Origin of the sequence: Arthrobacter sp. Y81 (assembly GCF_002929335.1) — a bacterium.
In the GTDB taxonomy this organism is placed as follows: domain Bacteria; phylum Actinomycetota; class Actinomycetes; order Actinomycetales; family Micrococcaceae; genus Arthrobacter.
The window spans coordinates 445,087-465,020 of the sequence record NZ_PJIL01000002.1; the positions used below are offsets into that span (position 1 = coordinate 445,087).

Below are 19,934 nucleotides of genomic sequence, written 5' to 3' on the forward strand. Positions count from 1 at the left end.
TAAGAATACAGTAGTTTGTGAAAATCTTCACTAACTAATGGCAGGCCGTTACGTTCCGCCGGAGTCCACCGCGTTCAGTACTCCGCTCTCCGGCTCGTCGCGCACGCGCCGGGGATTACGGGATGCCCTTCGAAGCTGGAATGCGGCACCTGCGACGATGGCCGCGAACAGCAGTCCGAAGCCGATAACCACCATCGCCGGCACGGCACTGTCCAGCCGGGACGGAGCCTCGGCCACGGGTATCGTGGCGGCGGGAAGCGTGGGCGGGGCACTCGTAGGGCTGTCACCGGGTGCTACAGCGGGCGTGCTGGCGACGGGCTCGCCGCGGCGGTGGACCCTGATCCAGTCAGCTACGGTGCCCAGCGGGTTCACCTTGGTTTCCGGCACGTCGTCCTTCAGCGCCGCCTCGGCGTTGAGCACGCCATAACCGTAGATGGGGTCCTTGCCCGGCGCACCGGCGTCCTTGGCCGTGGTGACAATCCTGTTGATGACCTGGCTGGCTGTCATTTCTGGCCACTTGGAGCGGATCAGCGCCGCCACGCCGGACACGATGGGCGTGGAACCGGAGGTGCCGGCCCATTCCGCATAGTCGCCGCCGGGCATGCCTCCGATCAGGTTTTCCGCCGGCGCCGCCACGCCGATACTGATGCCCTGGGATGAGGCGTCCACACTGGCAGCACCCTTGCGGTCCAGCCCTGCCACCGTCAGGACGCCGGGGATGGTTGCCGGCGCCCCCACCTGTACGTTGCCGCCCACGCGGTTGCCGGCGGCCGCAACGATGACCACGTCTTTTTGTTCGGCGTAGAGGAACGCCGCGTCCCAGCTCTGCGGCCACTCCGGAGAGGTGCTGCCCAGCGAAATGTTGATCACGCGGGCGCCGTTGTCGACCGCCCAGCGGACGGCGGCGGGAATCTGTTCCTGGTCACTCTTCCCGCCGGGATTCGAAGATCCAAGCCAGGTGGAAACCGAGAGGATCTGCGCCTCGGGGGCGACGCCCACTATGCCGTCCGGGCCGGGTGCCGGTTTGGCCCCGGGACTGGCGGTGGACTTCGGCGGCTGGTGGCCGCGGCCGGCCAGCATCGTTGCCACCAGCGTGCCGTGCTCCGGCTTTGAACCGATGCTCTTCTGCCCGTCGGCGCTGCCGGCCCCGGAAGCGTCGCTTCCCCCAACAACCACGCCTTTCAGGTCCGGGTGCTTGGCGTCCACGCCGCTGTCGATGACAGCCACCTTGACGTTGGCGCCCTTGGAGACCTCCCACGCCTTGGTGATGCCGGACTCGGCCAGCCAGTATTGCTTGTCCCGCCATGAATCGGCACGGGCTTCCGGCGCCGCGATCAGCGACGTCGCCAGGCTTCCTGCGGCAAGGGCCATCGCAGTCACGGCGGAGGCCGTCCGGCCCCAGCGGGTTGTTGCTCTGGTCATTCGGGTCCAATCGGCTCTACATCTGGCGGCACGGTGGCAGGCTGCTGTCGCGTCGTACCGGCGGGATGCGGAATCCGGCCGGCGCGTCTTCATTGGCTGATGCCACGTCACGATCTGATACTCAGGGCAATTCCGTCGAGAATATCGTGTTCACTGGCCACTGCCGAAGTGATCCTGCCCTCCGTCACCTCGGCCAGGCGTCCCAAAACACGGCGCCAGACCAGGCCGCCGGCGCCGATGACGTCAACCCGGCCAGGGTGCATGTACGGCAGTCCGGCGCGGTCGGCCTTGGACATCTCCAGGAGATCCGTGCAGGCTTCGCCAAACGTGCCGAGGGGAAGTTCCGCGCCGTGGATGGCCCCAGGCGAGTATTCCGGCAGCCGCAGCGCATGGGCGGTAATGGTGGTGACCGACCCTGCCACGCCGACGACGGCGGTGGTGCGGTCCAGCGGAACGGCCTGTCCCGCCTCGCTGATGGCGGCGTCGACGTCGGCCTCCGCCGCAGCGATCTGCTCCGCCGACGGCGGGTCGTTACGAAGGTGGCGTTCCGTCATCCGGACGCAGCCGACGTCCACGGATTTGGCGGCGATGACGCCGCTGGCGTCGCCGAGGACAAATTCGGTGCTTCCGCCGCCGAGGTCCACCACGAGCACGGGGGCGGCGCCTCGGGACGGAAGCACGCTGCTGGCGCCGGCGAAGGAAAGCGCGGCTTCCTCGTCGCCTGTGATGACTTCGGGTTCCACGCCGAGGATCTCGCGGATGCCGTCCACGAACACCTTCCGGTTGCGGGCGTCGCGGGTGGCGGAGGTGGCAACGAAGCGGACCTTCCCGGCTCCGTGCTCACGGATAAGTTCGGCGTAGTCGGACGTTGCCGCAAAGGTCCGGTCGAGGGCCTCCTGTGCCAGTTCGCCTGTTGCGTCCACGCCCTGGCCCAGCCGCACCACACGCATTTCACGCACGACGTCGGTGAGCGTGGAACTGCTCCCGTTTCCGTCCACGTCCGCGATCAGGAGTCGGATCGAATTGGTTCCGCAGTCGATGGCGGCAACCCGGGTCACTTGGCGGCCTCCGTGGAGTCTTCGGTGGTCTCTTCAGCGTGCCGCTGGGTGTTGCGTACGGGAGCCGGGCGGCCCACGATGTCCGGAAGTCCCTGCGGCCCGTGGCGGCTGAGGTCCTTTGAGGGCGCCTCTCCCCCGGTGTCCCAGGCGCCGTCGCAATAGCAACGGTCCGCTGTCCACCATTCGCTGATGGCGGCAATGGCTTCGTCGCCCAGCGGATTGACTCCGGGGCCGGCAGCGAGGGAATGGCCCACCAGGACGTGGAGGCACTTCACGCGGGCGGGCATCCCGCCTGCGGAGATCCCGTCGATCTCGGGGACGGCTCCAATGCCTGACCGCTCGCCAATCTCCGCCCGGGACACGAGATAGGCCTCGTGTGCCGCGCGGTAGTCCGCGGCGAGGCCGGAGTCTGCTGAGAGGCGCTCGTTCATCCGGTTCATCAGACCGGCGGCTTCGAGCCGGGACACGGCCGCCGTAATGACCGGGTGGGTCAGGTAGAAAGTGGTGGGGAACGGCGTTCCGTTGCTGAGCCGTGGTGACGTCGCCGCGACCAGGGGGTTGCCGCAGACGCAGCGGGCCGGGATTTCGACGACGTCGCGCACGGGACGCCCCAACTGGCGGCTCAGGACGTCCAGGTCGCGGGCAGACGGGTGGCTGTAAGCCGTCACGGCTGCGGCGTCTTCCTCGACGGGGTTTCCGTCCAGGGCATTTTCGCCCACTGCATGCTGGTCCACTGGCGCGGCCGCCTTCCTGCCCTTGGAGGCTGACCCGTGGGACAGCCGGCGGAGGGCACCGCCTCTAGTCTGTTGCCGAACGCCTGATGGACTCCCAAAGCGAGTCCACCCATGGCAGGTTGGCCGGGTCCTGTGCTGATCCTGTACCGGCCTGGCCACTGGCGGTCCCGGCCGGCAGATCGCTGCCAAACACCCAGTAGCCGGTTTCTCCCGGCATAACCATGTTAATGCGGTCGCGGGCCTGCTGTTTCACGTAGTTCGGGTCCTGCCACCGGGAGACCTGGAGTTTCAGGTTGTCCCGTTCGGCTTGCCGTGCCGCGATATCCGCCTCGAGCGCGGCGATCTCGGCCCGTTTGTCGATGAAGATCTTGACCGTGGGGGCAAGCATGATGGTGATGGCAATCATGACCACGGCCAGGGCCAGCATCCGTCCGGAAAAGGCCTTGGCGGGGACGGGATCCTGGTTATCCGAGGCATTTGTCCCGGACGCCCGGTGGGATTGGCCCGGTGACTGGCTGCCGGCCGGCCGGCCGGCGGCCTGCTTGCCGGCGGCAACCCCGGCTTTGACCGACGCCCCCAGGCGGCTTGCCGTGGTGGCTTTCCCGGGCGCAGCGGGCGGTTTGGCCTCGGCGGCGGGCAGGTGCCGCGTCGCGCCGAAATCCGCGCGGATGACTTCAGCGCCGTCGTCGGCGTCCTTGGACTGTCGCGCCGCGGGCGTAGCCCGGGGAACCTTGGGACGGCGGGTGGCCATGACACTCCTGTAATGAATGGTCCGTGCTGTGCTCAGTTCTGGCCGCGAACCGGTCCTTGGCACAAACAGAACCGGTGGCCATGGTCTTCAACCATAGCCACCGGTCAGCTGTTTTTTTGGAGGCTAGCCCTTGAAACGCGGGAATGCGCTGCGTCCGGCGTAGCGTGCGGCGTCGTCGAGTTCCTCTTCGATGCGCAGCAGCTGGTTGTACTTGGCGACGCGCTCGGAGCGTGCCGGGGCACCGGTCTTGATCTGGCCCGCGTTGGTGGCAACGGAGATGTCAGCAATCGTGGTGTCCTCGGTTTCGCCGGAGCGGTGCGAGGTGATGGTGGTGTAGCCGGCACGCTGGGCCAGCGACACTGCATCCAGCGTCTCAGTCAGGGAGCCGATCTGGTTGACCTTGACCAGGAGCGAGTTGGCGGTCTTGGTGTCGATGCCGCGCTGCAGGATCGCCGGGTTGGTGACGAACAGGTCGTCGCCCACGAGCTGGACCTTGTCGCCGATGGAGTCGGTGAGGGTCTTCCAGCCTTCCCAGTCGTTTTCATCCAGCGGGTCCTCGATGGAAACCAGCGGGTAGTCGGCCACGAGCTCGGCGTAGTAGGCGCTCATCTCGGTGGCGGAAAGTGCCTTGCCTTCGAACTGGTAGGCGCCGTCCTTGAAGAACTCGGAGGACGCAACGTCCAGTGCCAGGGCGATGTCCTTGCCCGGGGTGTAGCCGGCGTTCTTGATGGCTTCCTGGATCAGGTCCAGGGCGGCACGGTTGGACGGCAGGTTCGGAGCGAAGCCACCCTCGTCGCCGAGGCCGGTGGAGAGGCCCTTGGCCTGCAGGACGGACTTGAGGTTGTGGTAGACCTCAACGCCCCAGCGCAGGCCCTCGGAGAAGGTCTCAGCGCCGATCGGGACAATCATGAATTCCTGGATGTCCACGTCGGAGTCGGCGTGCGAGCCACCGTTGAGGATGTTCATCAGCGGAACGGGCAGGACGTGCGCGTTGGGGCCGCCGAGGTACTTGTACAGCGGCAGGTCAGCGGAAGCTGCAGCGGCGTTGGCCACGGCCAGGGAAACACCCAGGATGGCGTTGGCGCCGAGCTTGCCCTTGTTCGCGGTGCCGTCCAGGTCGATCATGGCCTGGTCGATGCTGCGCTGGTCGGTGGCGTCGAAGCCGGTCAGGGCCGGAGCGATCTGGTCGATGACAGCGTCAACGGCCTTCTGGACACCCTTGCCGAGGTAGCGTCCCTTGTCTCCGTCGCGGAGTTCAACGGCCTCGTGTTCGCCGGTGGAAGCACCGGAGGGGACTGCTGCGCGGCCGATCTGGCCGTCGGACAGCAGAACTTCAACTTCTACGGTCGGGTTGCCACGGGAATCGAGGATCTCGCGGGCGTGGATGGCATCGATAAGCGCCATGAATATGCTCCTTATGGTGAAGCGATTTACTGGGAAACTAGCGGAAAAACTCGACGTCCTCGTCAGGGACTAGCGTAGTCGAGAGTGGTGCACGTTACGGAAACCTATCCAGAACCCGGACGTCATGATCCCGTCCGGGGCGTAGCCGGGTGACCAGGGCGGTGGCTGTCCTGGTAACGCCGGACGGCCCCGCGGAGGGCGCGTTCGGCGTCGAAATCCCTGGTCCGGGCGGCGGCGGCGAGCTCGAAGAGAAACTCCCCGAGCTCATCCTCAGTGGCGAAGGCGCCGACGAGCTGACCCACTGAGGGGACGGGTGCGGCCGCCGTGATGCCTGCCCGCCCGGCCCGATCCAGGGACTTTTGGGCCCGGGCGAGAGCCGGAAGCGCCTGCGGGATTCCCTCGAAAGGATCACCGCGTTCCGGCTTCTCGGCCCGCTTGATGGAGTCCCATTTCCGGACGATCTCCGCCACGCTGGCGGGGAAGGTGTCCTGCAGCGAGCCGTCCGGGCGGAACACGTGCGGATTCCGGCGGATCAGCTTCGCCTCAAGCCCCTGGACGACGTCGGCGAAGCCGAAGCTCCCCCGTTCCTCTGCGAGGCGGGCGTGCAGCACCACCTGGAGCAGCACATCGCCCAGCTCCCCGCGGAGCTCTGCCTCGTCGGCGCCGGTTTCAATTGTTTCGGCGACCTCAAAGGCCTCCTCGAGGAGGTACTCCACGAGGGACTCGTGGGTGAGTGCCCCCATCCAGGGGCAGTGCTCCCGGAGGGCGGCTATCCTTGCCGCCAAAGAGGTGACCCCTGAGGCGGCCGGGCCCGAACCGTCCTTAGGCAAGATTGGCGTAGGCGTCGTTGATGTACTCAACGAGGGCTTCCTTTTCCTCCAGCGGCAGGAACGCGGCCTCGGCGGCGTTGAGTGTCAGCTCAAGGAGATCGTCCAGATCGTAGTCAAAGGTCTCCACGAGCAGTTCGAACTCGTCGGTGAGGGTCACGCCGCTCATCAGCCGGTTGTCGGTGTTGATGGTGACGTTGAAGCCGATCTGGTAGAGCATGTCCAGCGGGTGGCTTTCGATACCCTCCCCGAAGCCGGCGATGGCGCCGGTCTGCAGGTTGGAGGACGGGCAGATCTCCAGGGCGATGCCGCGGTCGCGGACCCAGCTGGCAAGCTCGCCAAGGGTCACCATGCCGATGTTGTCGTCGGCGTCGTCTCCCTCTTCTGCGTCTTCGTCGTCGAATTCGACCGTGATGTCCTCGGCGATGCGCACGCCGTGGCCCAGGCGCAGGGCACGGCCGTCAACAAGGGCGGACTGGATGCTTTCCAGGCCTGCGGCTTCGCCGGCGTGCACCGTGGCGGGGAAATTGTGCTGGGCCAGGTAGGTGAAGGCGTCGCGGAAGCGGGCCGGCAGGAAGCCGTCCTCGGCTCCGGCAATGTCGAAGCCCACGGCTCCGTTGTTGCGGTGCCGGACCGCCAGTTCGGCAATCTCCTGGCCGCGGTCCGCATGGCGCATGGCCGTGATGAGCTGGCCCACCTGGATTTCCCGGCCGGTTTCGGCGACGGCGTCCACGCCGGCGTCGAGCCCTTCCTGGATGGCTTCGACCACTTCGTCCAGCGTCAGCCCCTTCTGCAGGTGCTGCTCCGGCGCCCAGCGCACTTCGCCGTACACCACGCCGTCGTCGGCAAGGTCTTCAACGAATTCCTTGGCCACCCGGAAGAGGCCCTCTTTGGTCTGCATCACGGCGATGGTGTGGTCGAAGGTCTCGAGGTAGCGGACCAGGGAGCCGGAGTCGGCGGATTCACGGAACCATTCCCCCAGCGCCACCGGATCGGTGGAGGGCAGGGTGTGTCCGACGGCCTCCGCCAGTTCGATGATGGTGGCCGGGCGCAGGCCGCCGTCCAGGTGGTCGTGCAGGGATACCTTGGGGAGGCTCTTGAGGTCGAAGTCGATGGCAGGGGCAGCGTCAAGAATAGGCTCAGTCACGGTTCCCACCTTAGGGTCGGCGGCCGCGTAATGCCAGCCGTCAGGCTTCCCTGGCCTCGGCATCTCCGGCGGGGGCGGCGAGGACCGTCCCGTGGCTGTGGACAGCCGCCGGGGCGGTGCCGGTTCCGCCGTCCAGCCACTCGTCCACGACTTCGGCGTCATGGCGTCCGAGCCGCTTGTGCCACCAGCGCAGCAGGTGGTCGATGATGATTCCGAGAATTACGGCGAACACGACGGCGATACCGGCGCCGAGCAACGGGTTGTCATGCAGCAAGGGGAAGGAACTGGCCAGTAGGCCTATCCCGATCGAGTAGCCCACCCAGGTGACGCAGGCAAAGGCATCCAGGATGAAGAACCTGCGGTGCGGAAAAGCTGTAGTGCCGGCAACGTAATTAACGGCCACGCGGCCCCAGGGGATGTACCGGGCCGTGAAGACCAGGACGGCGCCGCGCTTCTCCAGCTCATAGTGGGCCCACGCGAAGACTTTCTGCACCTTGGGTTTGCGCATCCAGCGCCACCGTTCCAGCCCGATCTTTCTCCCCAGCATGTACGCCATGTTGTCGCCGGCAATGGCGCCGACCAGCGCGGTGGCCCCGAGGATCCAGAGGTTGGGTTCGCCGCTCTGGCGTGAGAACGCAGCGAGGGCGACGATGAGCGTTTCGCTGGGTACCACCATCGCGAAACCGTCAACAAAAAAGAACACCAGCAGTATGGGATAAATCCACCATTGGCCTGCGGCATGGAGCACTGCCTCATTGATAAATTCCACGCGGGGCCCTGCTCCTATGAAGTGATGGAAATCCTATTTAGTGTCGCATGTCAGAAGCATGATTCGCTACGCTCCGGTGGGAGAAAAACAATTCACTGGAGCCTCCTATGGGCGGGCGCGTGCTGGTACGCCGGCCGCTGCATGGGCACTTGCTAGGGACCTGATGCGGGCTCCTCCGCAGGTTCTTCGGGCAGCCGGCCACGGAAGCGGCCGATCATGATGTCAACAATGATCCCGAGCAGGATGGCGCAGACAATAGCAATGCTGGCACCGAGCAGGTGGTTGTCCTCGAACCACTGCCCGAAAAACAGGCCGATCGCCACGGAATATGAGGACCACAGCGCGGCGGACAGCACGGTCAGCCCCACGAACCGCAAATGCGGAAATTGCGTGGCTCCGGCTGTGAGGTTCACTGCCACGCGGCCGATCGGAACAAAACGGGCCACGAGCACCAGGGACGCCGGCCGCTTCCTCAGCTCATTCCCGGCCCAGTGGAAGGCTGTCTGCATCCGCGGTCCGCGCATCCACCGCCACCGCCGCGTACCCACCCTGCGTCCGATCAGGTAGGCGATGTTGTCACCGCCGAATGCACCCAGCGCGGCCATGAGCATCAGCAGCCAGGGGTTGGGGACATCGGCGGTTGCTGCCACGGCGGCCAGGCCCACTACCACCGACTCGCTGGGGATCGGCGGGAAGAACCCGTCGATCACGCAGCAGGCCAGCACCAGCAGGAGAACCCAGGGCTGCCCGGCCGCCGCAAGAATGAAGTCGTTGATAGCCTGCACAGTTTCCTAACGGCCGGGGCCACCCGTTTTCTCCCCGACCGGTCCGCAGGCGGCAGGCGCCGCCGCCGCAGGGACCCGGCCGGAGAGAACCACGTGGTCAGGCGATGCGGTCGATGATGAGTTTCTGCGCCGGCCGGGAGCCTTCCGGCGCAACCAGCACGGCCCCTTCAAGGGCTTCCTTGGCACGTCCGAACTTCTCCGGGGTGTCCGTCAGCAGTGTCATCAGCGGCTCGCCGGCACGGACCACGGCACCGGGCTTGGCGTGCAGCCTGACGCCGGCTCCTGCCTGGACCTGGTCCTCCTTGCGGGCCCGGCCGGCGCCCAGCCGCCAGGCCGCCACACCCACGGCCAGGGCGTCCAGCTGCACGAGGACACCGTCGGCCGGCGCGTAGATAACCTCGGACTCCTTGGCCACAGGCAATGTGGCGCGGGGGTCGCCGCCCTGCGCCTCGATCATGCGGTTCCACACGTCCATGGCCCGGCCGTCCTTAAGCGCGGCACGCGGGTCGGCGTCGTGCACGCCTGCGCAGGCCAGCATTTCCTCGGCCAGGCGGACGGTCAGTTCGACGACGTCTTCCGGACCGCCGCCGGCCAGCACCTCCACAGACTCCTCCACCTCGATGGCGTTTCCGGCCGTGAGCCCCAGTGGCGTGTCCATGTTGGTCAGCAGGGCAACCGTGTTGACCCCGGCGTCCTTGCCCAGTGCGACCATTATCTCGGCCAGTTCCCTGGCGCGGGCCTCATCCTTCATGAAGGCGCCGCTTCCCACCTTGACGTCCAGGACCAGCGAGCCGGTGCCTTCGGCGATTTTCTTGCTCATAATGGAGGACGCGATGAGCGGGATGGCCTCCACGGTTCCGGTGACGTCCCTCAAGGCATAGAGCTTCTTGTCCGCAGGCGCCAGGCCGGCGCCCGCGGCACAGATCACCGCCCCGACGTCCTGCAGCTGGGCCATCATCTCGTCGTTACTCAGCGCTGCGCGCCACCCCGGGATTGACTCCAGTTTGTCCAGCGTGCCGCCGGTGTGGCCGAGGCCGCGCCCGGAGAGCTGCGGGACCGCTACGCCGAAAACAGCGACCAGCGGTGCCAGCGGCAGCGTGATCTTGTCCCCCACTCCCCCTGTTGAGTGCTTGTCCGACGTCGCTTTCACGCCGCCGTCGGGACGCCGCAGGCTGGAGAAGTCCATCCGTTCGCCGGAGGCGATCATCGCAGCGGTCCAGCGCGAGATCTCCGCGCGGTCCATGCCGTTGAGCAGGATGGCCATGTTCAGGGCGGCCATCTGCTCGTCGGCGATCGCGCCCCGGGTATAGGCATCGATGGTCCAGTCGATCTGTTCCGGGGTCAGGACGCCCCTGTCCCGCTTGATGCGGATGATGTCGACGGCGTCGAACGCCTCGGTGTTTCTTGGTGTTTGTGTCACCGGGGTTCCTCCAGGTGTTGGGGACCAAAGGCGTCGGGTAGCACCTGGTCCATGGTTTTGATTCCCTGCGTTGTCATCAGCTCCATGTCGGGAGCCCGGAATTCGTACAGCAGCTGGCGGCAGCGCCCGCACGGCATCAGGATGTTGCCGCCGGCGTCCACACAGTAGAAGGCGCGCAGCAGCCCGCCTCCGGTCATGTGCAGGTTGCCCACCAGGGAGCATTCCGCGCACAGTGTCAGGCCGTAGCTGGCGTTCTCGACGTTGCAGCCGCTGACGATCCTGCCGTCCGCGGTGAGGGCAGCTGCCCCCACCGCGAACTTCGAATACGGCGCATACGCGTTCTTCATGGCGGACACGGCGGCGGCTTCGAGGGCCACCCAGTCCACGTCCGCGGCCGGGTGGGGCGAAACTTCCGGGTGCGAAGCGTCTTCCACGGCCGTCAACCCTTGACGTAGGGTATGCCGTCAGCCGCCGGCGGCCTGGAGCGGCCAACCAGTCCAGCCACGGCGAGTACCGTCACCAGGTAGGGCAGCATGGCCATGAACTGGCTCGGAACCGGTGTGCCGATGATGGTCACGATGCTCTGCAGGTTGTCCGCGAAGCCGAACAGCAGTGCGGCGAAAAAGGCACCGATCGGGTTCCACCGGCCGAAGATGAGCGCGGCCAGGGCGATGAAGCCGCGTCCGCCCGAGATCTCCTTGGTGAAGCTGTCAATCGCCACCAGCGTGAAGAAGGAACCGCCTATGCCTGCCACGGCACCGCCGAGCGTGACGTTCCAGAAGCGCGTGGCATTGACTTTGATGCCCAGGGTGTCGGCGGCCTGCGGGTGTTCCCCGACGGCCCGGACGCGCAGGCCCCATTTGGTCTTGAAGAGGCCGATCCACACCACGATGACCGCAATGTACATCAGGTACCCCACCACGGACTGCTTAAACAGAATGGAGCCGATCACCGGGATGCTGGACAGCACGGGGATGTCGATAATGGGCAGGCGGCCCGGTGAGTTGAACTGGGCTTTGTTGGCCTGCATCACGGTACTGAACAGGAAACCGGTCAGGCCGGAGACCAGCACGTTGAGGACCACGCCGACGATGATCTGGTTGACCAGGTATTTGATGCTGAAGACAGCCAGCACCATGGAGACGACTGCGCCGGCAACGGCCGCGGCCAGCAGCCCGACGAAGGGGCTCTTGGTCAGCGTGGCCACCATTGCCGCGGTGAACGCACCGCCGAGCAGCTGGCCCTCAATCGCGATGTTTACGACGCCCGCGCGTTCGCAGAGCACGCCCGAGAGGGAGCCGAAAACGAGGGGAACGGCGAGCGTCACGGAACCGGCGATGAGACCGGCCAGCGAGATGCTGGGTGTGCGGGCGCCGCCCACCACCCAGATCAGGAAGGCCGCCACAAAAAGGACGATGAAGACGATGGGAAGCCAGCCGGGAGAACGCTCGTTCCGGGTTTTCAGGTACACCGCGTAGGCGGCGAGGCCCAGCATCAGGACCGAAAGCGCGATGCCGCCGAGGAAGGCGGGCACCTGGATGGCCGGAAGCTGGAAGAAGTCACCGCTCGAGGAGATCCCGAAGCTTGCTGTCTGGTTGGGTCCCATGACCCCGAAGAAGATGAAGGCCACGACGCCGAGGACAGCCAGCAGGACCGGCACCTTCCAGGTCACGGGCTTCGCTGAAACTGCGGGGGCCTTTTCCTTGGCCGACTGCGGTGTTCCCGGCTGCGGCGCGCCCGGAACGGGCGACGTTGCTGTTGTGCTCATGCTGCACCTCCGGTGGTTGCTGCCGTCCTGGACTTGCCGGGCTTAGCGGCCTTCTTTTTGCGGGGATTGAGCCCGAAGATGGCACGCACCAACGGCGGGGCTGCGATGAACAGGACGATCAGCGACTGGACCACCAGCACGATGTCGATGGGGGTTCCGGTCTGGATCTGCATCTGCACCGCCCCGGCGCGGAAGGCGCCGAACAGCAGGCCGGCCGCGAAGGTGCCCCACGGCGTCGAGCGTCCCAGGAGCGCAACGGTGATGGCGTCGAAGCCGTAGGTGGCGGCGACGCCGTCGGTCAGGACCTTTTCGGTTCCCGCCACCTGCGCCACACCGGACATGCCTGCCAGTGCGCCGGCGATCGCCATGACCAGGACCGTGGCCCGGGGGACGTTGATTCCGGCGGTCAGTGCCGCCTTGGGGTTCGCCCCGACGGCCCGGAATTCGAAGCCGACGGTGGACCGGTTAAGCAGCCACCAGACGAAGACGGTGGCCGCGATGGCAAGGACAAAGCCCAGGTGCAGCCTGTACTGGGTCCCGAAAATCTGCGGGTACACAGCGGAGGGATCCAGGATCGGCGAGATGGGGTTGGACTCCCCCGGCCGCTGGAACGCCGGGGTGTTCAGCAGGTAGCGCAGGAAGTACAGGGCGATGTAGTTGAACATGATGGTCAGGATGACCTCGTGGGCTCCCGTGCGTGCCTTCAGCAGGCCCACCAGTCCACCCCAGATGGCACCGCCCACAATGCCGGCGACGAGGACCAGCAGGAGGTGCAGGCCCACGGGCAGGTGCAGTGCGAAGCCGACCCAGGCGGCAAGGATTCCGGCCATGATGATCTGGCCCTGGGCGCCGATGTTGAACAGGCCGGCACGGAATGCCAGAGCCACGCCCAGGCCCGCGGTGATGAGCGGTGTCGCAATGGTGAGGGTCTCCATCAGCGGCGCAAACTGCACCGCGACACTGGAGCCGCGGGGGTTGAACACGGAGCCCTGGAACAGCGCGACGTACGAACGCGTCGCGGCGGTCCAGACAGCCGAGAGGAAGTCCGAGGGTCGGGCAAAGAGGTAGCTTGCCGTGGCCCCCACCTGCTTGTCCGTGCTGGCGATCAGGAGTCCGCCAAGGATCAGGGCGAGCAGCACGGCCAGGACCGAGACCATGCCGCTGCCGGTCAAGATCCGCCGGACTAGGGTGTCCGGTCCGCCCGGAACGGCGCCGCTCTGGGCCGAGACGGGAACGGCCGAGGGCTGCAGGGCGCCGCCGGCTGTATCCAGCGAGGTGGCCGCTGCGGCTTCTTCGGCCGGGGCCGGGCGTTCAAGTGCCTGCGTGTCGCGGTTTTCCTCCGCGTTTTCGTCAGCCATGTGTTTGGGCTTGTCCTGTTCAGTCATGGTCGCCTCCTTCGGCACCGGAAGTGGACGTCTGTGCGGGCTTCTGCGCCCCGGTGGCGTCAGCGTGGGCAGCGTGGGGGGTGTCCGCGTGGGCGCTTTCCGGGGAAAGCCCGGCCATCATCAGGCCCAGGACATCGCGGCCGGTGCCGGCCGGGACGATGCCCACCAGCTTGCCCTTGTAGAGTACGGCGATGCGGTCGGCGAGCTCGATCACTTCGTCCAGTTCGGTGGAGATGATCATCACCGGCGTGCCCTGGTCGCGTTCGGCCACGATGCGTTTGTGCAGGAACTCGATGGACCCCACGTCCACGCCACGGGTGGGCTGGGAGGCGATGAAGAGGCGGAGCGGCCGGGACAGCTCCCGGGCCATGACCACTTTCTGCTGGTTTCCGCCTGAGAGTGTGCCCGCGGCCAGTGACCCGGACGGGGTCCGGACGTCGAACTCGTCGATCCGGGACTTGGCGTTCTCCAGGATCCTGGCGGGACTCATGCTGATGCCCTTGGCGAAAGGCGGCTGGTCGTAGCGGTCCAGCACCAGGTTTTCCGCGATGGAGAACGTGCCGATGAGCCCGTCAACGGTCCGGTCTTCAGGGACAAAGCCGACGCCTGCGTTGAGCACTTCCTTGACGCTGTGGCCCAGGAGTTCTTCGCCGTCAAGCAGGATTGATCCGTGGCAGCGTCCCTGCAGGCCCAGGATGGCTTCCGTGAGTTCCGTCTGGCCGTTGCCCTGCACTCCTGCGACGGCCAGGATTTCGCCGCGGGCGATGTCGAAGCTGATGCCGTCCACAACGTGCTGGCCTGTCGGGGCGATGACGGTGAGGTCCTTGACCTGGAACGTGGTTTCCTGCGGCTTGGCCGGTGCCTTGTCCAGGGTCAGGTTGACCGCGCGGCCCACCATCATGGAGGCAAGCTCGGTGGTGGACGCACCAGGGTCCGCCGTGCCCACCACCTTGCCGCGCCGAATGACGGTGATCGTGTCGGACACGGCTTTCACTTCGCGGAGTTTGTGGGAGATGAAGACGATCGACGTGCCGCTGCTTTTCAGCTGGCGCATGATGTCCAGCAGCTCATCGGTGTCCTGCGGTGTCAGCACTGCCGTGGGCTCGTCAAGGATGAGCACCTTCGCATCGCGGACCAGGGCCTTGATGATCTCAACGCGTTGCTGGACGCCCACCGGAAGGTCCTCGATCAGAGCGTCGGGGTCGACGTCGAATCCGTACCTGTCGGAGATCTCCTTGATCTTCCGGCGGGTGTCATCCAGGTTGAGGAAGCCGCCTGCCTTGGTGGTTTCGGCGCCGAGCGCCACGTTCTCCGCGACGGTAAACACCGGGACCAGCATGAAGTGCTGGTGCACCATGCCGATGCCTGCAGCCATGGCATCGCCCGGGCCGCGGAAGGTGACGGCTTTGCCGTCCACCAGGATTTCGCCCTCACTGGGCTCGTACAGTCCGTAAAGGACATTCATCAGCGTGGACTTGCCCGCGCCGTTTTCACCAAGCAGGCAATGAATTTGACCGGGTTCAACAACCACATCGATGTGATCGTTGGCAATTAGGGAGCCGAAGCGTTTGGTGATCCCTCTGAGTTCAAGTTTCAAAACTCTGACCAATCTCGAAGCGTCCGGAAAATGTGCCCGGACGGGATATGTGGCTGCAGCACCAGCCTAGTGCCTGCAGCCTTTGACGGAACGGGAAGAGCCCGCTGGAAAAGCCGACGCCCAACGCAAAGCGCCACCGCCCGGAAGTCAATGACCAACCGGGTGGTGGCGCTTTTGCGGAGGGAACTAGGCCTTCGGGCTCGCTGCCGACTCGACCTTCAGCTTGCCGTCAACAATGTCCTTCTTGATCTGGTCCAGTTCAGTCTTCAGTTCCGCGGAAACCTGCGACTCCAACTCGTGGAACGGCGCCAGCTGGACGCCGTCGTTCGCGAGGGTGCCGACGTACGGCGTGTTGGTGAATTTGCCGTCCTTGTCTTCCTTCACAACCGTCTCAACAGCCTCGCCCATCTGCTTCATCACGGAGGAGAGCATGATTTCCTTGTAGTCCGGAGCGGTCAGGAAGCCGTCGGAGTCAACCCAGATGAGCTTGACGTCCTTGCCTGCTGCCTTGGCCTCCTTCAGGGCCGCGCCGGCGCCCTTGCCGACGGGGCCGGCAACGGGCATCACGATGTCCGCGCCCTGGTCCAGGAAGTTCTGGGTCAGCTGCTTGCCCTTGTCCTGCTTTTCGAAGTCACCGGTGAAGCTGCCGTCCTGCTTCGCCTTGTCCCAGCCAAGGACCTTGACGTCCTTGCCCTTCTTCTCGTTGTAGTACTTCACGCCGTCGGCGTAGCCGTCCATGAAGATGGTGACCGTGGGGATCTTGATGCCGCCGAACGTGGCGACCGTCCCGGTTTTGGTGGACGCGGCGGCGAGGTAACCGGCCATAAAAGCAGCCTGGGCCGTGTCATAGATAATCGGCTTCACGTTGGTGATGGGGGTGTCGTAGCCGAAGTCGATGATGGCGAAGTGCTTGTCCGGGTTGGCGGTGGCCTGGGCCTTCGTGGCATCGCCAAGCAGGAAGCCAACAGTGATGGTCAGGTCGCAGCCTGCGGTGACCATGGCGCGGAGGTTCGGTTCGAAGTCGTTGTTGGTCTTGGATTCGACCTGGTTCACCTTGATTCCAAGGTCCTTCTCAGCCTTCTTCAGTCCTTCGTACGAGGACTGGTTGAACGACTGGTCGTCGAATCCACCGGAGTCGGACACGATGCAGCCCGTGTAGTCGCTGGCGGTGGCGCTTGCGGTGCTGCCGGATTCCGGGGGAGCCCCGCAGCCGGTCAGTAGCAGGGCGGCCGCACCCGCGGTGGCGACACCGGCCATTGAACCGCGCTTCAGGGTTGCACGCAGTGAGTTCTTCAATTTTCCTCCAGGAACAAAGAGATAGGCGCTACGACGGGGGTTCAATGAGTGTCCGTTTCGAATGCTCCACACTGAAATTCTGTTTTCACTGATGGGTTCGCAGCACTGCGCCGAGGCGCACTGATGTCAGCTACTGTAGTGGCCTGGGACACGTCCTGATACCACGCCGGCACACCTTCCGGAAGATTGTTGAGAACTTGTTACCTATCGGTAGCCGCCACCGCAAGTCACGTCCATTTTCCTAGATCCGGACCAGCATCTTCCCGGTGTTGGCGCCGTCGAGAAGGTCCATGAAAGCCTGCGGGGCGTTCTCCAGGCCGTCCACGACGGTTTCGTCGTAGCGGACCGTGCCGTCAGCAACCCAGGCGGACACGGCCTCGACGAACTCGCCCATGTACTGCCAGTAGCCGCCGACCAGGAAGCCCTTGAGCGTCAGCTGCTTGCCGATGGCCAGCATGAGGTTGCGGGGAGCCGGAGTGGGTTCGGTCGCGTTGTACTGCGCAATGGCGCCGCACATGGCCACGCGGCCACCGACAGTCAGCGCGGAGAGCGCCGCTTCAAGGTGTTCACCGCCGACGTTGTCGAAGTACACGTCGATCCCGCGTTCGCCCGCTGCCGCGGCGAGCTGGTCAGCCACCGGGCCGTCGTTGTAGTTGAATGCGGCGTCGAAGCCGAGCTCCAGCAGGCGGGCCACCTTGTCCGGGGATCCTGCGCTGCCGATCACGCGGGAGGCACCCATCGCCTTGGCGATCTGGCCAACCAGGGACCCGACGGCACCCGCGGCCCCGGAAACGAAGACGACCTCTCCGGGCTTGAACTCGGCTACTTTCAGCAGGCCGGCATAGGCGGTCAGGCCGGTCATGCCCAGCGCTCCGAGGAACGCCGATGCGGGTGCCAGGTCGGTGCGGGCCGGGGAGGTGGCGGCGGCGTCCAGCACGGCGTATTCACGCCAGCCAAGGGAATGCACGACGACGTCCCCCACCTTGCGTTCCTCCGACCTGGACGCGATCACCTCGCCGACGGCGCCGCCGTCGAGCGCTGCATCCAGCGCAAACGGCGCCGAGTAGGACTTGACGTCGTTCATGCGGCCGCGCATGTAAGGGTCAACGGAGATGAAACGGTTGCGGACCAGCACCTGGCCGTCCTGCAGCTCCGGGAGTCCGGACTCGGCGAGGCGGAAGTTCTCCGGCACCGGGCGGCCGTGCGGACGCGACGCCAGCTGGATCTCGCGGGTGGTGACGGGAAGGGTTACGGTGTTGGCGCTCATGCGGCCACCTCCAGGATTTTGATGTCTACGTTGATGTTGCCGCGGGTGGCGTTGGAATAGGGGCAGATCCGGTGCGCTTTGGCCACGAGGGCCTCCGCTGTGGCCAGGTCCAGTGCGGGCAGGGCGATTTCGAGCTCGGCGGCAAGGCCGTAACCCACACCGTCCTCGAGGGCGCCGAAGTGGATCTTCGCTGCGACGGCGGAATCCGTGAGATCGGCTTTTTCCTTCCGGCCCACCAGGCGGAGGGCCGAGTGGAAGCACGCCGCGTAGCCGGCTGCGAAGAGCTGTTCCGGGTTGGTGCCCTGGCCGTTGCCGCCCAGTTCCACGGGGCTGGCCAGCGTCACGTCGAGTTTGCCGTCCTTGGTACGGGCACTGCCGTCCCGGCCTTCGCCTGAGGCCAGTGCTTCTGCTGTGTAGAGAGTCTTCACGTGGTTCCGTTCTGTTGGATGGAAAGTCTGTCTAGCGGGAGGACTGGAGGGCGGCTGTGAGCCGGCCGAGGGTCTCCCGGAGCTGGTCGAGCTCGGCCGCGGAAAGGCCTGCCGCGTCTGCGAGCTGCTGGGGAATTGCGCTGGACTTGGCGCTGAGGGCCGTACCGGAGTCCGTGAGGAAAACCTCAACCCGGCGTTCATCCTCGGCCGAACGCCTGCGCTCCACCAGCCCCAGCGACTCGAGCCGCTTCAGCAGCGGGGAGAGCGTGCCCGAGTCCAGGCCCAGCTCCTCCCCCAGTTCGCGGACGCTGCGCGGCTGGTCCTCCCAGAGCACCAGCATGACGAGGTACTGGGGATAGGTCAGCCCCAGCTCGTCCAGCACGGGCCGGTACACGGCGGTGGCTGCCTTCGACGCGGAATACAGCGCGAAGCACACCTGGCGATTGAGTCTGGGAGCGTCGGTCATAGAAAAACGATAACGCACAATTGAATTGCACACAACTTATCTGGGCAAAAGGAGAGCGCGAACTGGCAGCTAATGCCCGCAGATCCGGGACTTGAGGGCATTAGCTGCCAGTTCGCGCTCTGGGGGCGTTGCTTAGAGGTCGCGGATGGTGCGGAGGGCAGCGGCGGTCAGGACCTGGATGCCGTAGCCCAGGGCACGCTCGTCCAGGATGTAATCGCCGCGGTGGAGGTCGTATTCCTCGCCGCCGGGGGTCTTGGTGCCAAGCCGCATCATCGCCCCGGGAAGTTCAGCCAGGAACCAGGCGAAGTCCTCGCCGCCCATGGACTGCGGGGTGAGGACCACGGCGCCCTCGGCGATCTCGGCGCGTGCCGCCGCCTCGATGAGTGCCGTCTCGTGTTCGGAGTTCACTACCGGGGGAACGCCGCGGGTGTGCTCGAGCCGGACGTCTACCCCGTACGGTGCGGCCACCTGGTGCACCACTTCGTCCAAGAGCTTGCCGGCACTGTGCCAGGCATCGCGGTCCAGGCACCGCATGGTTCCGGCCATGTAGCCCGTGCCGGGAATGGCGTTGGGTGCCGAGCCGGCGGAAATGTGTCCCCAGACCACGGAGACGCCGCTGCGGACGTCCACCCGGCGGGACAGCACTGCCGGCACGTTCACGGCGATCTGCGCCAGCGCGAAGACGAGGTCCTCGGTCAGGTGCGGGCGCGAGGTGTGGCCGCCGCGTCCGGAAAGCTCGATCCGGATGGTGTCCGACGCCGAGGTGATGGCGCCGATCCGGGTGCCGATCTTGCCCACGTCGATGCGCGGATCGCAGTGCAGGGCCAGGATGCGCGGCACGCCTTCGAGCACGCCCTGCTCGATGCAGGCATGCGCTCCGCCGGGCATGGTTTCCTCGGCAGGCTGGAAAATGATGCGGACACTGCCGCCCAGCGGCGACTCCTGGTGCATGCGGTGCAGCACCAGGGCGATCCCAAGCATGGTGGTGGTGTGGACGTCATGGCCGCAGGCATGGGTGACGCCGTGGTTCTTCGACGCGAACGGCAGGCCGGTTTCCTCGATGATGGGGAGGGCGTCGATGTCTCCGCGCAGGGCCGTGGCGATGGGGCCTTCGCCGACGTCAACGGTGAGGCCGGTACCTTCGAGCCGGCGCGGCTTCAGGCCGGCAGCTTCCAGCCGCTCCGCCAGCTTGTTGGTGGTCCGGAACTCCTTGAAGGACAACTCCGGATGCGCATGGAGGTCACGGCGGAAATCGATGAGTTCCGGCAGCAGCGGCTCCAGCCACGGCCCCACAAGGGCGGTGGGCTCGGCTTCAGTAGTGTAATTGCGCACGGAACAACTCTAGCGATGGTGCCGCGAATACCCGCATCAGGGTCTGCGGGTTACGGATCCCGGAGCCGGCTTCCGGCA

Annotated in this window: 19 protein-coding genes; all 19 read right to left on the bottom strand. The window is 65.9% G+C overall.

The features are described 5' to 3' along the window. Positions 1-48: 48 nt before the first annotated feature. Positions 49-1,422 carry a S8 family serine peptidase gene (locus CXQ91_RS04700; RefSeq protein ID WP_104172751.1) on the bottom strand — a complete coding sequence of 458 codons (1,374 nt, stop codon included), beginning with the start codon at positions 1,420-1,422 and terminating at the stop codon, positions 49-51. A gap of 107 nt (positions 1,423-1,529) precedes the next feature. Then, positions 1,530-2,480 (bottom strand): Ppx/GppA phosphatase family protein, encoded by a 951-nt coding sequence (locus CXQ91_RS04705; protein ID WP_104172752.1) that lies wholly within the window; start codon positions 2,478-2,480, stop codon positions 1,530-1,532. Then, a complete protein-coding gene (locus tag CXQ91_RS04710) occupies positions 2,477-3,184 on the bottom strand; it encodes a DUF501 domain-containing protein (RefSeq protein ID WP_374953625.1) in 708 nt (235 codons plus the stop codon). Before CXQ91_RS04710 ends, CXQ91_RS04705 begins: the two co-directional genes overlap by 4 nt. Positions 3,185-3,278: 94 nt before the next feature. Then, positions 3,279-3,965 (bottom strand): septum formation initiator family protein, encoded by a 687-nt coding sequence (locus CXQ91_RS04715; protein ID WP_104172753.1) that lies wholly within the window; start codon positions 3,963-3,965, stop codon positions 3,279-3,281. Positions 3,966-4,088: 123 nt separating this feature from the next. Beyond that, entirely contained in the window at positions 4,089-5,369 is a 1,281-nt protein-coding gene (gene eno / locus CXQ91_RS04720) for a phosphopyruvate hydratase (RefSeq protein WP_104172754.1), read from the bottom strand. Between the two features lie 122 nt (positions 5,370-5,491). Beyond that, positions 5,492-6,112 carry a MazG nucleotide pyrophosphohydrolase domain-containing protein gene (locus tag CXQ91_RS04725; protein ID WP_104172755.1) on the bottom strand — a complete coding sequence of 207 codons (621 nt, stop codon included), beginning with the start codon at positions 6,110-6,112 and terminating at the stop codon, positions 5,492-5,494. A 79-nt stretch (positions 6,113-6,191) separates the two neighbouring features. Beyond that, positions 6,192-7,343 (bottom strand): adenosine deaminase, encoded by a 1,152-nt coding sequence (locus CXQ91_RS04730; protein ID WP_104172857.1) that lies wholly within the window; start codon positions 7,341-7,343, stop codon positions 6,192-6,194. A gap of 40 nt (positions 7,344-7,383) precedes the next feature. Further along, entirely contained in the window at positions 7,384-8,112 is a 729-nt protein-coding gene (locus tag CXQ91_RS04735; protein ID WP_258073825.1) for a DedA family protein, read from the bottom strand. A 152-nt stretch (positions 8,113-8,264) separates the two neighbouring features. Continuing rightward, positions 8,265-8,897 carry a DedA family protein gene (locus CXQ91_RS04740; protein ID WP_104172756.1) on the bottom strand — a complete coding sequence of 211 codons (633 nt, stop codon included), beginning with the start codon at positions 8,895-8,897 and terminating at the stop codon, positions 8,265-8,267. 97 nt (positions 8,898-8,994) lie between these two features. Further along, a complete protein-coding gene (locus CXQ91_RS04745; protein ID WP_104172757.1) occupies positions 8,995-10,317 on the bottom strand; it encodes a thymidine phosphorylase in 1,323 nt (440 codons plus the stop codon). Then, on the bottom strand, positions 10,314-10,751 hold the full coding sequence (locus CXQ91_RS04750; protein WP_104172858.1) for a cytidine deaminase: 438 nt from the start codon (positions 10,749-10,751) through the stop codon (positions 10,314-10,316). The genes CXQ91_RS04745 and CXQ91_RS04750 overlap by 4 nt, the downstream gene beginning before the upstream one ends. A 5-nt stretch (positions 10,752-10,756) precedes the next feature. Beyond that, the gene (locus tag CXQ91_RS04755; RefSeq protein WP_104172758.1) at positions 10,757-12,085 is read right to left on the bottom strand and encodes an ABC transporter permease; all 1,329 of its coding nucleotides are present in this window, start codon (positions 12,083-12,085) and stop codon (positions 10,757-10,759) included. After that, positions 12,082-13,470 carry an ABC transporter permease gene (locus CXQ91_RS04760; RefSeq protein ID WP_104172759.1) on the bottom strand — a complete coding sequence of 463 codons (1,389 nt, stop codon included), beginning with the start codon at positions 13,468-13,470 and terminating at the stop codon, positions 12,082-12,084. The genes CXQ91_RS04755 and CXQ91_RS04760 overlap by 4 nt, the downstream gene beginning before the upstream one ends. After that, positions 13,463-15,067: an ABC transporter ATP-binding protein gene (locus tag CXQ91_RS04765; RefSeq protein WP_104172760.1), complete on the bottom strand. Its 1,605-nt coding sequence runs from the start codon at positions 15,065-15,067 to the stop codon at positions 13,463-13,465. The genes CXQ91_RS04760 and CXQ91_RS04765 overlap by 8 nt, the downstream gene beginning before the upstream one ends. A 186-nt stretch (positions 15,068-15,253) precedes the next feature. Next, positions 15,254-16,324 carry a BMP family protein gene (locus tag CXQ91_RS04770; RefSeq protein WP_181038779.1) on the bottom strand — a complete coding sequence of 357 codons (1,071 nt, stop codon included), beginning with the start codon at positions 16,322-16,324 and terminating at the stop codon, positions 15,254-15,256. 280 nt (positions 16,325-16,604) lie between these two features. Continuing rightward, complete coding sequence (locus CXQ91_RS04775) at positions 16,605-17,630, bottom strand: NADP-dependent oxidoreductase (RefSeq protein ID WP_104172762.1); 1,026 nt, start codon at positions 17,628-17,630, stop codon at positions 16,605-16,607. Further along, the gene (locus CXQ91_RS04780) at positions 17,627-18,058 is read right to left on the bottom strand and encodes an organic hydroperoxide resistance protein (RefSeq protein WP_104172763.1); all 432 of its coding nucleotides are present in this window, start codon (positions 18,056-18,058) and stop codon (positions 17,627-17,629) included. Before CXQ91_RS04780 ends, CXQ91_RS04775 begins: the two co-directional genes overlap by 4 nt. A gap of 31 nt (positions 18,059-18,089) precedes the next feature. Beyond that, on the bottom strand, positions 18,090-18,524 hold the full coding sequence (locus tag CXQ91_RS04785) for a MarR family winged helix-turn-helix transcriptional regulator (protein ID WP_104172764.1): 435 nt from the start codon (positions 18,522-18,524) through the stop codon (positions 18,090-18,092). 132 nt (positions 18,525-18,656) lie between these two features. Continuing rightward, positions 18,657-19,856 (bottom strand): amidohydrolase, encoded by a 1,200-nt coding sequence (locus tag CXQ91_RS04790; protein ID WP_104172765.1) that lies wholly within the window; start codon positions 19,854-19,856, stop codon positions 18,657-18,659. Between the last annotated feature and the right edge of the window lie 78 nt (positions 19,857-19,934).